Below are 14,014 nucleotides of genomic sequence, written 5' to 3' on the forward strand. Positions count from 1 at the left end.
TTCTGAGTGAGCGCGGTGCCCTTGAGTTTTTTGCGGGCAAGCCCGCTCCTACAGTTCGATGCTCATGCCGTCGTAAGCCACTTCGACATTGCGCCGCACCAACTCGGCCCGCTCGGGGGAGTCTTCATCGAGAATCGGGTTGGTGTTGTTGATGTGGATAAGTACCTTGCGCTGTTCAGGCAACTGCGCAAGCACTTCGAGCATGCCGCCGGGGCCGTTCTGCGCCAGGTGGCCCATCTCGCGGCCGGTGCGGGTGCCGACGCCACGGCGTTGCATTTCATCGTCATCCCACATCGTGCCATCCACCAACAGGCAATCGCTACCGGCCATGATCTCCAGCAACGGCGCGTCGACCTTGCCCAGCCCCGGCGCGTAGAACAGTTTGCCGCCGGTGCGCAGGTCTTCGACGATCAGGCCGATGTTGTCGCCTGGGTGCGGGTCGAAGCGGTGTGGCGAGTAGGGCGGCGCAGCGCTGCGCAGTGGCAACGGGGTAAAACGCAGGTTTGGGCAGGCCGGGATGGTGAAGCCGGTGTCCAGCTCGATGCGGTTCCTGACCAGGCCGCCGTTCCAATGGGTGAGCATGGTGAACAACGGGAAACCGGTGCTCAGGTCCTCAAAGACCATGTCGGTGCACCACACCTGGTGCGGGCAGCCTTCACGCAGGCTCAGCAGGCCGGTGGTGTGGTCGATCTGGCTGTCCATCAGGATGATCGCGCTGATGCCGGTGTCACGCAGAGCACGGCCGGGTTGCATCGGGGCAAAGCCTTGCAGTTGCGCCCGGATATCCGGCGAGGCATTGCACAGTACCCAGTTCACGCCATCGTCGGAGATCGCGATGGACGACTGGGTGCGGGCCTGGGCCTTTAGACTGCCATCACGAAAACCTGCGCAGTTCACGCAGTTGCAGTTCCACTGTGGGAAACCACCGCCGGCGGCGGAACCTAGAATCTGGACAAACATGGTCGCTCCATCAAGCAAAGCTCAAACAAAAACGCCCCGGGCGAACCGAGGCGTTGTATTACCCAGCGGATTAACGGCTGGCGAAGTACATGGTGACTTCGAAACCGATGCGCAGATCAGTGTAAGCAGGTTTGGACCAGGTCATATTCATACTCCTACCAAAGGATGGGACGTTCACTACCAACTACTACATATAGTCCACCTCCTGTCGGAGATGTTCAGATACTGCGTATGAATATTACGCAATTCTTCTCAAGTTAGCGCTGTCTCGAAAGAAAAAGCCTTTTGCAGGCCTGGCAATGATCAGCCTGCGGCTTGCCAGTGATCGCTGATACGTGGGCCGTTGGCGACACAGCGCCAGCCGCCCGAGGCATTGTTGAGTTGCCGGGCGGCCTGCAGTAAATCTTCACGCGTGCGAGTTCGGATGAGTTGTTCAAGCTGCTCCAGATATCCCGACGAATGGCCGGCCAACTGCGCGTGCCAAAGCTGCTCGGCGGCTTGGGCGACAGAAAGTGCCGTGAGCTGCCGGGCCAGGTTCTGGCCCCCCAGGTCGGCGCTGCCCTCGATCAACGACGGCAGTTGTGTCAGAAAGGTTTGCAGGTGTTCGACGATGCCGGCGAGGGAAATGCTTGGGGACTGCACGCCAAACAGCAGCCCGGTTTGCCCGTTGATCTGTCGCACGCCGCTGAATACGGCGTAACCGACTTGCAGCTCGACGCGCAAGCGTTGGTAGAAGGGCCCCTGCAACAGATGCCCGAGCAGGCGCCACGCGGCCTCGTACTCCAGGGATTGTGTGGGTGCCGGGCAAAACAGCAGTAATGCCGCTTCGTCGGACGCCGTTGCCATCGCGTGCCAGAGATGTTGACCACCGATGGGCGGGTGTTGGTACTCGATGCTCGCGGGCTGCCCAGGCAAACGAGCGGCAGCGGTTTTGATCGCGGCTTCGCATGCGGCAGGCAACCCCAGGCCCAACCCTTGCCAGCGTGCGGTGTTCCACGCTGCCGGCGTCACGCGAGGTTCGCTGCGAGCACCGGCACAGCAAGCCGGGAGCGCCTTGAGCAGTGCTCGGATAGCAATCAGCGGCGCTGCGTTGGAGGGCGTCTCGTGGGCCACGGGCAGGTTCAGGTTATGCGCCAAGGCTTCGAGCACGGCCGGCATCGGTTCGTGCAGGCCGGTCATTTTCACCCACCAGTCATTGGCGAGGGTTTCGAACGATAACTCGACGCCCGCCTGATGGGCGTTGTCCCGCAACGGCTGCAATGCGCTTTCCAGCCCGGCAGGTACGCTTGAATCAAACTGCCAATGCAGATAGAGCGCACCTTCCTCGGTGTCATCAGCCAAGGCTTTGCTGAACGTCAGCGCGGAGGCTTCGCGTCGGCCTCGGGAACGATCCTGGGCAAAGGTGCGCAGGCCGCGATGGGCGCTGGTTTGGCCGCGAATCAGGCCGGCGCGTTCTTCTTTGACGGGCGGGCGCAGGAAGGGGTTGCCGGGTGGCAACTGCCAAGTGTGCTGGGCGGGCTTCAGCTGAAGTGAATCAAGCAGGGCCTTCAAGGCACTGACGCTGTGCTCCGACAGCGCTTGGCTTTCGTGCCGCGCCAACGCCAGGGCGCCTTGGACCTGAAGTTGACGCGCCGCCAGCAGGGCGAATTCTTCGCGCAGTGACGTCCAGTCACTGTGGGCGAAAAAGCTCAGCCAGTCGTGCAACAACATCTCTATCAGCGCCGCCGAATCAGCGTGGGTGTCGAGAGCAAAGTCGATATCCAGCAGTGCTTGCCCAGCGAACTGATAAAGCACCGAGGCCTGCAATGTGCTGGCCAGCTTTCGATTTTTCAGTTCAGCCAGCAACCCGCCGGGCGCTGCGCTGTTGAGCCAGGTACAGAGAAACTCCAGGGCTTCGCGTGGTACATCGCAGGCAATGACGTGGTGCAGGTGACCATTGGCAGTGTGCTGATAACTCGTGGCCCGGTCGCGCATCAGCGCCGGCGGAGCGGCCTGTGGGTGGCCAGCCCCGGCGGCCAGCTGTTCGCTGAACCGCCGCGCCAGCGCTTCGAGTTCGTCCCACGGCTGGGGGCCGGCAAGGCTCAGGGTCATCTGCCCACTCTGATAGAAGTCGGTGTGGAATGCCCTCAGCGCTTGCTGAAACAGCTCACTTTCCACGGGCAGGCTGTCGCGATTACCGGCATGAAAACCCCGCAGCGGATGATCATCGGCCAGACCTTCGAGCAGTGCGACCTGCCGTTGCGCTTGGGCATCCTGCGACCAGGCGACGAACTCCGCGTGCAGCACTTCACGTTCACGCAGTTGATCTTCAATTGCCAGGCGTGGATGAGCGAGCATCTCGGCCAGTCGCTCAAGCCCCTCGGCGAAGGTCGACACAGGCAACTCGAAAAAGAAGTCGGTGGTGCGCTCCCGGGTGCTGGCGTTGACCTGGCCGCCGTGACGCTGCACGTACGCCATCAAGGCGTCGCTCGCGGGAAAACGCTCGGTGCCCAGAAACAACAAATGCTCCAGAAAATGCGCCAATCCCGGCCACGCCAAAGGCACATCATGGCTGCCGACGGCCACCCGCAAGGCTGCGGCGCAACGCTTCAAGCGCGGTGCATGGCGTAGAGAAACCTGCAGGCCATTGGCCAGGGTCAGATGACGATGATGAGGGTGGGCCGGGGCAGGCATGGACACTTCCGAAACGTAGGGTGTGGCCATGTTAACAAACCGCCGGCAAACCGGCTGGCTCAGGGTTTGTTCAGCACGCCGTAGAGCTCCGGGCGACGGTCTTGCAGGTAGTGATTGGTGGCGCGGGCCTCCAGGATTGAGCGGCGATCCAGCTCGCCCACAATCAAGGCTTCATCCAGCCCGGCCTGGGCGATTCGCTGACCGTTCGGCGCCGCAATGCTGCTTTGCCCGCAATATTGAATCTCGTCTTCATGCCCGCAATAGTTGGCGTAAGCCACATAGCATTGGTTTTCGAAGGCCCGCGCCCGCACGGTGACGTCGGCGACAAAGTCGAATGGCACCATATTGGCGGTGGGCACCAGGATCAGCTCGGCGCCGGCCAGGGCCAGGCGCCGAGTGTTTTCCGGAAACTCCAGGTCGTAGCAGATCAGGAACCCCAGCTTCCAGCCATTCAACTCCACCACCGGGAAATCATCTTCCCCGGCACTGAACATCGAGTGGTCCAGATCACCGAACAGGTGAGTCTTGCGGTAGTTGCACAGGCGTTGGCCGTGGGTGTCGATCAACTGCACGGCATTGTAGATCTGCCCGTCATCGGCCCGTTCCGGGTAGCCATACAGAATCGCCAGCCCGGCGCTTTTGGCCAGTGCGGCGATTGCCTGTGCCGACGCGCCGTCCTGGGCTTCAGCCAGTGCGCCAACGGCTTCGGCGCCGATGTTGTAGCCGCTGAGAAACATCTCCGGCAACACCAGCACATCGGCGCCCGAGGCCTCGTGCGCCACTTGATGCAGGCGTTTGAGATTGGCGGCCACATCCAGCGGTCGTGGTGGGCATTGGTACAGGGCGACACGCATGCTTGACTCCTTAATCCGCTAAAGCAATCGGCCCGATTTCATCGAACACATCACCCGGGCCTGGGTTTTCCGGATGAGTGCGGCCGCCGAAGTGAGTCATGATGCCCCACACCGCGTTCAGCGAGGTCTGAACCGCGCCTTCCACCCAGGCCGGGGTCCAGGATACATCGTCGCCGGCGATAAAAATCCCACGTTGTTCGGCGGGCATGTCCTTCTGCATGAAGTGCGCATACATGCGCTGGTTGTAGCGATAGTGGCCGGGCAACGCGCCTTTGAAGGCCCCGAGGAAATGCGGGTCGGCTTCCCAGGACACGGTAATCGGGTCGCCGATGATGCGCGCCTTGATGTCGACTTTCGGGTAAATCTTCTTCAGGGCGTCGAGGGCCAGTTTTACGCGCTTATCGATGGGCTGCGGGAGCATTTTCAGCGCGTCGCTCATCCAGGAGTACGACAGGCAGATGACCCCCGGTTTATCGTCGCCATTATCGAACAGGTAAGTGCCGCGGGTCAGGCGGTCGGTCAGGGTCATGCTCATCAGGTCGCGGCCGGTTTCCGGGTCTTTGTCTTTCCAGAACGGGCGGTCGACCATGACAAAGGTTTTCGACGATTGCATGTAGCGGGTGCGGTCCAGGGCCATCCACATTTTTTGCGAGAACAGGCTTTCATCACACTCGATCTGGGTGGTCAACAGCCAGCTCTGGCAGGTGGTCAGCACCGCCGCGTATTCGCGGGTGTCGCCGTAGTTATCCGTGACGGCGAAACGGCCATCGGCGGCGTGGGCAATACGCTTCACCCCGGCCCGTGGCGCGCCCCGATGCAGCGAGCTGAGGCTGGTACCCGCCGGCCAGTGGGCGCAGCGCTCCGGTACATGACGCCAGATGCCCATGGGCACCTGCGCCACACCCCCGACCACCAAGTGTTGGTGATCGTCGCAGTTGGTCATGACCACACGGAAGATTTCCAGCATGGAGTTGGGAAAGTCCGAGTCCCAGCCGCCGGTGCCGAAGCCCACCTGGCCGAAGACTTCGCGATGCAGGAACGACAGCTTGGCGAAGGGCTTGGAGGTGGCGACGAAGTCGTAGAAAGTGCGGTCGTCCCACAGCGGCACGAGCTTATTCCACAGCTCCTTTAGACGCGGCACGTCGCGATCACGGATAGCTTGTTGGATATCACCGAACTGCGAGCCGGCTTCCAGGGCATCGGCCCAGGCGTCGGCAACTTCCTGGAACAGCACCGGCAGGTCGGAGAGTTTTTGCGCGTAGTGGGTCTGGCCTTCGAGGTCGATCACGGTGCTGCCGGAGGCCGGAGTCAGCGGGTTGGGGAAGGGTTTGGTTTCCAGGCCCAGCTTGTCCACATAGTGGTAGAACGCGGTGGAGGACACCGGGAAACGCATGCCGCCCAGTTCGGCGATGATGCCCTCGGCGCCTTCAAATGCTTGGGAGCGCAGGCGGCCGCCCATCTTCGAGGCTTCGTATACCACGGGTTTCAGGCCCAGCTTCATCAGCTCGTAAGCGGCCACCAGCCCGGCAATCCCGGCGCCGACAATGGCGACTTCAGCCCCATGCTGGGCGACGGGAATACTGCCCAGCCCGGCGGGGTGTTCGATCCAGTCGTCAAAGGCAAACGGGAAGTCCGGGCCGAAGATGGTGATGGGCTTTTTGCCGTCTGCAGGGTGGCGATTGGGCTTTTGGAAAGTCTTTTGGTTGGCTTCGTTCATGGCACACCTGGCTGGCGACTCGGCGGGGCACGTCCCGTGGAGTATAGGAAAAGATGGCAGCCAGTTTAGGGAGCTCAGTGTTCGTTAATAAGACGCAAAGTGTCGTCGGATTGAATTGTTTTTAGTCAAAGTGACGAAGCAAGTGGTCAGATTGGCTGGCCGCGGTCCAATTTACTGCTGAGGATGATGGAGGTGGTGGTTTTCTCGACCCCGTCGACGCTGCCGATCTGGTCCAGCAATTGATCCAGTTGTTCCGGCGAATCGGTACGCAGCCACGCCACGTAATCGAACTCACCGCTGACTGCACACAACTGCTGGACCTGCGCCATGGCACTCAGCCTGCGCAACACATCCTTGCCCGAGCGCGCTTGCACGGTAATCCCCACATAAGCCTGCAAACCGCCGTCCACTACCCGCTGGCCCAGGCGCACACCATATCCGGTAATCACTTGGGTCTTCTCCAGGCGTGCCAGGCGCGACGTCACCGTGGTGCGCGCGATACCCAGCTGCCGCGCAAGCATCGCCACGCTTTCACGAGCGTTGATCTGCAGGGCGGCGATCAGTTGGCGGTCGATTTCATCGAGGACGGGCAAAGTGGGCACTCCAGTGCTGAGGGCAGTGGGCTACATGTTACAGACTTCCAGACACACAAAAGCCGCGCAATGCGCGGCTTTTGGAGTTGGTGGGCCCACACGGACTTGAACCGTGGACCAAAGGATTATGAGTTGCCGGGCGAGCTGCTATGCCTAGAGAAATCGTTCGTAGGTGAACGTAGGTTGGCATAGCTGGAGGCCCCGTCGTTACTGGTGTTGAGCGTAATTCTGAGAAGGTTGCTCAAGCTGAGTACTGTACCGTGGTTGTACTGATTTTGCCGAGAGCTTGCCGTTGGCATATGCGTCTCTGACTCTCTGAGAGGTCTGATCCTCGAACCGCAGGAGTTCTGCATGGCTAGAGGCGACTAGCGTTCAGGTAGCTCCGTGCAAAAAAAGCTTAGCTGACCGTATGCTGACAGCCGGGAAGAGGAGATCCGACTGTTTCCAATCGAATCGGACAAAAGCAGTTGTCGGCCAAGCGGCACCTCGTACGGGCGGTTATTTTGGCCGAAACGTCTGTAGGGAAGCTGGGACTATTCAGTCTTCGATCGGTCGGTTGCCTCACCTAGACATCCTCAATGGGGCGATCAGGCTGCAAATCGTCAAGGTTGAAACTGCGCCTGAACTCGTCAGCTTGTGCTTCCTCGAACCTGAACATTTGGGTCACCGAGCCAACAATGTAATTCGGAGGTAGATACTCGACAAACCCGTCTCCATCCCTGAAGCAGTGTATCACCCGGTGGAATAGTTCTGGCTGAAGGGGGATCGCGGCATTTGGATTATGAAACATGTAAATACCGTCGTGCCAGGCTTCGTGGTAATCGGTGCCTTCAACGATGGACTTAAAAGGATGAGGGTTGCCCTCCGCATCCGTACGCACACCGTAGACTGCGGCAATCGATGTACTGCTCTGAACACCTGCAAGACGCCCCATACGGTTGAACTTTGGAATCGTCGCCCCGGTGGCCAGCATAACGGCGGAGATATGCCGGTTTCCTGGCTGAGCGAAGAAGTTTGAAGCGATCGTCCGGCCCTCGTATTCATGGCGCTCAACCGGCACCATCTTGCCGTCGACCAATTCCAGACCATAAAGGAATTTTTGTAGGGAGCCTTGTGAAGTCGCCATCGACATCCCTTTTGAGTAGTCATGGACAGCGATCACGAAGGGATGCCCCTTGGTGTGGGGTAACTCCCAGTAGGGCAGCGCCAGGGGCTCAGGCCGGTGGCGCACCTTCTTGGCCAGCGTTCTCTGGAACTTGAAGGGCATAACTTTTTCAACGTGCTCCAGCAAAGCGGACAGTTTCTCCTCTTCGAGAGGTCGGCCAAATTCTTCTTCTTCGCCTTCCAGCTCAGCGACCGTAGCCGCCTCTACCGAAACGACCATGCCTCCTTTGGAAAGCAGGTAATCCGGCTGAGGATGCGAGTGATCAATTATGAAATCGAGTTCATAGAAAGCAGCCTGAAGGTAAAGCTCGAACAGCCGTGAGTTGAACCCATTGCCTTGTAAGCCTCGGATGAAGATACCATCCGGATCCTCAAACCAATGAGCCAATTCCTCCATTGCAACTCTTGCTGGATAATAGACTGGGTCATTCAAAATCATTTTCAGGTATCGATTTTGCTTGTGAACGGGGACCCTTGAAGCAAAAATAGCGAACGGGCTTTCTGCTTCATCGCCCTGGGGAACCATCCCGTTCACAGCCCTTCCTACGATTCTTTGAATCGTCTTGGTAGCTTCCTGAATTGCCGCGTCGGCGGTGGGAAGTGATACCACTGTCTCCACAGCACGGAAACGCTTTGCTAGGTCTCGCGCCAAGACAATGGCGTTGAAATCATTGTCGATGTGACAGCGCAAAACCACTGCCAGCAGCGTTACCCCCTGTGCCTCACAGGTATACCAATTCACTTCTGTCGTGAAATCCTTTACATGCGGTGAGCGACCATAAAAATAGGTCTCGAACCTGCGCTTGCTGATGGGGGCAAACATCGTGAAATTACTCTTGAAGTGGATGCCAGACGTTTAGACTGGCAGAGGCCGGCTGAATTGGCCGAGCTATGCAGACATCTCTTGACCTCATAATGAAGTCTACGCCCTTCTCTGGCTAGGCCCTCCGCCAGTAGGTGTAGCTGTTGAGCAATACGATTAGGACGGACCTTCTGTTTCCTTCAACCAAATTTTTACAGACGGTCGGTTCGTTCGTAAGCAGCGCGGGCTTGGAAAGGACTGCGTATTAACGTAGTATCAACGGCGCTAGCGTTTTTAAGTTTGGGAACGCTTTGCCTTTTACAGTGGATTCCATCTGCTGTGTCAGGACTCAATGGGGTAGCATAATAAGGAATAATGCGTTCCACATGTATTTGTGGAAAGATGCGGGTTCGATTCCCGCCTCCCCCACCCGGAGTCCATCCAATGAACGACAGTGAAATTCTTGCCATCTATAAGGCACAAAGTCGGAATGTTAGATATCTAAAGCAAGTCATTCAGTCTTTTAAAAGAGACATTAATAGCGATATTCGAAAAAATAAAAATTTCCAGGTTGAAACAAAAACTAAGTTATTGGCTTTACTTTACTCTGCTTGGTCAGAAGCACAATTTGTACAAATTGCTTATACTGAGAAGGGGTTTTCCGGATCTGAGATTAAATCGCTCTTAAATGCTAAAAAAAATGGGATTACCAAAGGCTGGATTGAAATGATAAGTTTGGCTTTCGCAAAAGTAGGTGATCCCAATACTGATATTGAGCTTGGTAATAGGTTAAGTAAGCTCTTGGGGCTTGTTGCGAGTCAAATTACAAAGCCTAGTAGTATTAGAAATAAAATCGCACACGGACAATGGGTTGAGGCACTGAATGGCAGTTTGAATAAGGTTGATTCTGCTATGACAGGAGATTTGGATAGCCTGGACTCAGTCCAGATAATGCGTCAGATTGAAATTCACAACTATCTTGGAAAAGTAATAAGGGATTTGGTGCAGTCCCCAACACTTGGGTTTGGTCGAGATTATTTACGCCATATTACCGCGTTAGAAAAATATGCGATGGAAACACAAGGCTGGTCCGTTGCTACTAAATTAAGCTCATTGGATAAAAAGCCTGTCCGTTATAAACTTTGATGAGCCCTGTGTAGGGGGGGCGACGGAAGTTGGTGCTATTTCCCAATCTCATTTGGTGGTGCTGGCGAAGCCGTCAACGCTATAGTTGCGACGGGCGCAAGCATCCTTTGTCATGTGGCATCTTGCAAAGTGCGATCGCTCTTGTTTCTCACCTCAGTATATATCGATATTATAGTTGAGTTGCCGCGCTTGTTCGGTCGCGAATTAATTAGTCGTTTGCTTGCTGGCCTATTTCGTTAAAAAAAATATAGGCTTATATTTTGGGCCGTAAATATGGGGAGCTCCGTAAGTTCTTCTAAATTCTCGAACTGTGTCTCCAAGTTGTTCTAAAGATAACACCTGGGCCATCGAAAGCCGTCTTAGGATTTCTTCTTCATTCAGCAGTGCGGCTGATTTTTTTTCTAAGTTTATGTTGTTTAGATACTCGTCTAATGAGGGGTGGCTTATATCTATCCATACTATCTTGGGGTCGCTTGATAGCTCCCATATGGTCGATACTACGGGGCAACCCGCTATAGTAGGTATTCCTTTAGCTCTCATGAATTCTTCAAAGGAATAGAGCTCTTGATTTATGGTGATGTATATTTCTTGCGATAGAACTTCAGTTACTTTCGGTCTACGCGGGAAAAGTGCTAGTGCGCGGAAGGTATCACATTGAAAGTCGTATGATTTCTTGCTGAACTCTCTCATCATTGCTGGGTATACCGGTGTTACATACTCATAATGCTGTTTCAGAAGTGTTAGCATTCGCGGGACTAAGCAGTATTCTATGCTGTGTTCACTCATCAAGCTGGTCGCTTTGATTTTTTTTGATTGTTCTTCATGTTTATCCCAGCACAATAGTAGAGGTTTACGCTAGCGACCCATCCGGAAAGTTTTTACTTAGCCCGTCGGGGGCGCCCGTCATTAATCACTATTTCATGTTTTTAAAAAAACGCCATGCGCCGTATGGGGTTCACGACGGCGTCCAGTTCTGGATATTGCATAAATATATATTATCCAGTTCCTGCGTCTTTTTAGCCAATCGACTTGAGTATCTTCCCTATGGGCGTGCTTTGGCTAATTCGGTCGCGATGGCTCCCAGCGGGCCGAGTGGAGCGCGACGCTTGTCGTAAAGCAGCATGGACAAGGGGGTTGCGGTGAGAGTAGCATCAAATTGCTACCTGGCGATGATGCTGGCTCCAGGGCGTCCTGGCGTTGCTCAAGACGCTGGTCGCTCAGACGACCGACCTTTGATCAAGGATGAAGGCTGTGCAAACGAAGGACCTTCTTGCTTCGACCCTTCTCTCTACCGGCATCGCGTTGATGTTGGTGCTAGCTATTCTCCACTTTGCACCAATCAGCGAAATTCTGCTTAGTCACCATCAGTACGTTCCTACTAGAGATATAAAAGAACTAGAGCCGTATGAGCAGATAGTGATAGAAAGAATGATTAAAGAGAAGTCACTAATTTCAGTTGATACATTGTGGTCGCTACAAGTTTCTTTTTATCAAACTATGATTAGTGTTTTAATTGCTTTGAATGCCGTAATCGTTGGGGGAGCCTTTGTGGTTATAAGAAGCTCTTCTAAGGCTGAAGTGGTCAAGGAATCTAAAGCTCATTTTGATGAGTTTTCGAAGGCTGGAGAGCTGACAAGAATTATCGAGAAGAAAGCTAAAAAAGAGCTTCAGAAACTAAATGCTATATATGGAGATATGTTTGATGGGCTTTCTGCTCAAGAAGTTATAGTTTCCGAACATGAAAGTAGAATTAAACTGTCTGAGGATGCTATAATTACGGTAACTAGTCGTTTGGCGGAACTTGATAGGACTGAAAGCTCCGTTGGCGATGAGGGCAAGATTACTGAGTAGGTAGATATGGCCTTTATCCGAAAGAGCACGAAGCCGAAGTTGGTTGAGGATTTTTCACAGGGTGAAAATTTATCGACTGATGAAAGGTTTACTGTTACCCAGCTATTAGAGCTAGCGAGGAAGAATGGAGTAGAAACTTCTCCTCTTGATGTGAAAGCTCTACTTTTGGTTTTAGGTATTGCTTTAATCAGTATCCCTATGAGTGACGAAATTTCAGGGATGTTGACTCTCGCAGATAACGGCAAGGACTGGGTGGTTAAAGTTAATGCGTTGCACCACCCCAATAGACAACGATTTACTATTGCGCATGAAATAGCTCATTTTTCGAGGCATAGATTCCAACAAGTCAAGTTTGAGGATCTTAATTTTTTTCGGAATGGTGAAAGTAATCCAATGGAAGCTGAAGCCAATCGTTTTGCCAGCGAGCTTCTGATGCCGGAGTCGATTTTTAGAGATAAGGTTCGGACGTTTTCTGGCAGTATTGAGGAGGTCGCGCTGTACTTTATGGTGTCAACCTTAGCAGTGCGTGTTCGCGCTAAAAATTTAGGGATGAAAGGGCATGGATTGGAATAGCTTAGTTTATTTTCCCGTTTTAAAGACAAAGGACGCGGAGCTTCGTGCGATCTCGTCTGTAGACGAGTCATACCGGCGGAAAATGCTTCCGGTGTATGAAATAACAAAATCGAGAATTACAAAGAAAAACTCGGTTGGCGATATAATAAAGCGGTTGGATCAGATTAAGAATATCCAGGGTAAGCTGCCTTATATATTGGATGTTACCACAGATAGTAAGCAGAAAAATTCACAAATAGAAAGTATTCTTTCACCTGTGAACGGATATGAGTGTTGGAAGAATTGGCTTGAGATGAATTGTAGCGAGCAGATAGTGCCTATGATTCACGTGAACTTTGAGTTAGATGAAGATTTGGCTGAAGCTAAAGCTTTTGTTGCTGCTGTTACGAGCAAGTACAAAAGAATGGCATTGCGTTTGCCAGCTGATTTGCTAGGCGAAGAGTACGAGGAAATAATAAGTGCTATAGTATCTGAGCTGTATGATACTAGACTCTATGTGATCCTTGATGAAGGTTGTATTAGGGATAGAGTTAAGGTATCCGGCTTGGCTGAAATTACCGATCTCTACCATAAGGCGTTTACCACAATTTCAATGCTGCCGAATGCCGACAGCTGGCTAGAACGAATAGTTTGCTTGTCAGGGTCATTTCCTTACCTCGTTAAAGCGGAAGGCAAGGATGATAAGGGCTGCTTTGAGATTTTTGAACATTCGCTTTATCTTTCTTTGAAACACAATCGGCCTCTGTTGCAGTTTGGAGACTTTGCATCTATCAATGTAAAACAGATCGAAATGCGAGGGGGGACTTTTGTTCCTCGAATAGATTTCTGTACGGATGAGAAATTTTATTACTATCGCAAGCGTAGAGATGCTGGATCTTATGTTTTATGCGCTAAGCAGGTGGTAGTTGATCCAAATTATGTTTCCAACAAAAGCTGGGCGGATGAGGAAATTTCCTGTGCTGCATTGGGTACTCCGTCAGGGATAAGTCCATCCTTCTGGATTTCGGTTAGGGCCTGTAACTACATGATTCGCAGGGTTAAACTATTAAGTGCCTAATTTGTTTGGGGGTAGGCTCAGTGAATATACATCATCTAAAGTGAGAGTTTCGCTCAGCTCGTTTTTGAAATGAGCAGTTTGGGCACTGTATTTATGGATGATGTAGTTTCTGAATGTGTTTTTTATATCTTCGCGCTGTTTGCTTTTAGAGATCTTGTTGCAGATCTCCAGCTTCGAGTTGCCTCTTATTTTAAAGTCTCTGCGCAAGTGATCCATAGGCATGGCATCTAAGGTTGTAATGCTATCGAAATTTTTTATCTGCTTGGCTTTTCGTAGGCGGCTTAAACCGCTATATGCGCATTGATAGATGCCGACTCTTTCAGGGGTGATTTTTCTTATAGCCCCTATATGTTTGCTGTCACATATCACGTAAACATAATCAAATAATTGCGCATATGATTTCAATTGCTCCTCAAGCCTGTCTATACGGTCAAAAGCAGATTTTATCTCGTACCCTATAACCATTCCATCCTCCACAGATATTATGTCTGCACGGCGCCGTCCAAAATGAAATGCATATTCAAAAAAAACGACCTCAGTAGTTTTCTTTTTTAAAAGATAGTGCGCAAACATGCGCTTGATGTCAGTCTCTCTCATTTTATTCTAAGTCTGATCTGGTTGTGG

At 53.2% G+C, this 14,014-nt stretch carries 13 protein-coding genes and 1 tRNA gene; 5 read left to right on the forward strand and 9 right to left on the reverse strand.

All coding sequences use genetic code 11. The features are described 5' to 3' along the window. Positions 1–48 precede the first annotated feature (48 nt). The 7 genes from pqqB to ACQRBV_RS11840 form a co-directional block, all read right to left on the reverse strand. Positions 49–960 (reverse strand): pyrroloquinoline quinone biosynthesis protein PqqB, encoded by a 912-nt coding sequence (gene pqqB, locus ACQRBV_RS11810; protein ID WP_060757261.1) that lies wholly within the window; start codon positions 958–960, stop codon positions 49–51. A 70-nt stretch (positions 961–1,030) separates the two neighbouring features. Then, on the reverse strand, positions 1,031–1,105 hold the full coding sequence (gene pqqA / locus ACQRBV_RS11815) for a pyrroloquinoline quinone precursor peptide PqqA (protein ID WP_003194766.1): 75 nt from the start codon (positions 1,103–1,105) through the stop codon (positions 1,031–1,033). Positions 1,106–1,263: 158 nt separating this feature from the next. Further along, positions 1,264–3,633, reverse strand: a complete 2,370-nt coding sequence (gene pqqF, locus ACQRBV_RS11820) for a pyrroloquinoline quinone biosynthesis protein PqqF (protein ID WP_411985399.1) — start codon at positions 3,631–3,633, stop codon at positions 1,264–1,266. Positions 3,634–3,692: 59 nt separating this feature from the next. Continuing rightward, on the reverse strand, positions 3,693–4,487 hold the full coding sequence (locus tag ACQRBV_RS11825; RefSeq protein WP_411985370.1) for a carbon-nitrogen hydrolase family protein: 795 nt from the start codon (positions 4,485–4,487) through the stop codon (positions 3,693–3,695). 10 nt (positions 4,488–4,497) lie between these two features. Next, the gene (locus ACQRBV_RS11830; RefSeq protein WP_411985371.1) at positions 4,498–6,204 is read right to left on the reverse strand and encodes a flavin monoamine oxidase family protein; all 1,707 of its coding nucleotides are present in this window, start codon (positions 6,202–6,204) and stop codon (positions 4,498–4,500) included. A gap of 146 nt (positions 6,205–6,350) precedes the next feature. Then, positions 6,351–6,797 (reverse strand): Lrp/AsnC family transcriptional regulator, encoded by a 447-nt coding sequence (locus tag ACQRBV_RS11835; RefSeq protein WP_060757265.1) that lies wholly within the window; start codon positions 6,795–6,797, stop codon positions 6,351–6,353. Positions 6,798–7,362: 565 nt separating this feature from the next. Then, positions 7,363–8,784: a hypothetical protein gene (locus tag ACQRBV_RS11840; RefSeq protein WP_411985372.1), complete on the reverse strand. Its 1,422-nt coding sequence runs from the start codon at positions 8,782–8,784 to the stop codon at positions 7,363–7,365. Positions 8,785–9,117: 333 nt separating this feature from the next. On the opposite strand from ACQRBV_RS11840, the gene ACQRBV_RS11845 reads away from it, so the two are divergent. Both ACQRBV_RS11845 and ACQRBV_RS11850 read left to right on the forward strand, forming a co-directional pair. Next, positions 9,118–9,192, forward strand: a tRNA-Thr gene (locus tag ACQRBV_RS11845). 15 nt (positions 9,193–9,207) lie between these two features. Beyond that, positions 9,208–9,909, forward strand: coding sequence for a hypothetical protein (locus ACQRBV_RS11850; RefSeq protein WP_411985373.1), 702 nt, complete (start codon positions 9,208–9,210; stop codon positions 9,907–9,909). A gap of 228 nt (positions 9,910–10,137) precedes the next feature. Here the strand turns inward: ACQRBV_RS11850 and ACQRBV_RS11855 are convergent, their stop codons facing one another. After that, positions 10,138–10,695, reverse strand: a complete 558-nt coding sequence (locus tag ACQRBV_RS11855) for a hypothetical protein (protein WP_411985374.1) — start codon at positions 10,693–10,695, stop codon at positions 10,138–10,140. Positions 10,696–11,151: 456 nt separating this feature from the next. Here ACQRBV_RS11855 and ACQRBV_RS11860 point away from each other — a divergent pair, with 456 nt between their 5' ends. From ACQRBV_RS11860 to ACQRBV_RS11870, 3 genes are read left to right on the forward strand one after another with little or no spacing between them, the layout of a single operon-like run. Then, positions 11,152–11,760, forward strand: coding sequence for a hypothetical protein (locus tag ACQRBV_RS11860; RefSeq protein ID WP_411985375.1), 609 nt, complete (start codon positions 11,152–11,154; stop codon positions 11,758–11,760). Between the two features lie 6 nt (positions 11,761–11,766). Next, positions 11,767–12,333 carry an ImmA/IrrE family metallo-endopeptidase gene (locus tag ACQRBV_RS11865; protein ID WP_313870714.1) on the forward strand — a complete coding sequence of 189 codons (567 nt, stop codon included), beginning with the start codon at positions 11,767–11,769 and terminating at the stop codon, positions 12,331–12,333. After that, positions 12,320–13,390, forward strand: a complete 1,071-nt coding sequence (locus tag ACQRBV_RS11870) for a beta family protein (protein WP_411985376.1) — start codon at positions 12,320–12,322, stop codon at positions 13,388–13,390. The genes ACQRBV_RS11865 and ACQRBV_RS11870 overlap by 14 nt, the downstream gene beginning before the upstream one ends. Here the strand turns inward: ACQRBV_RS11870 and ACQRBV_RS11875 are convergent. Continuing rightward, positions 13,379–13,987, reverse strand: a complete 609-nt coding sequence (locus ACQRBV_RS11875) for a sce7726 family protein (protein ID WP_411985377.1) — start codon at positions 13,985–13,987, stop codon at positions 13,379–13,381. The genes ACQRBV_RS11870 and ACQRBV_RS11875 overlap by 12 nt on opposite strands. Positions 13,988–14,014: the final 27 nt, after the last annotated feature.

It is taken from the genome of Pseudomonas sp. R11F (assembly GCF_050312575.1).
Lineage (GTDB): Bacteria > Pseudomonadota > Gammaproteobacteria > Pseudomonadales > Pseudomonadaceae > Aquipseudomonas > Aquipseudomonas palleroniana.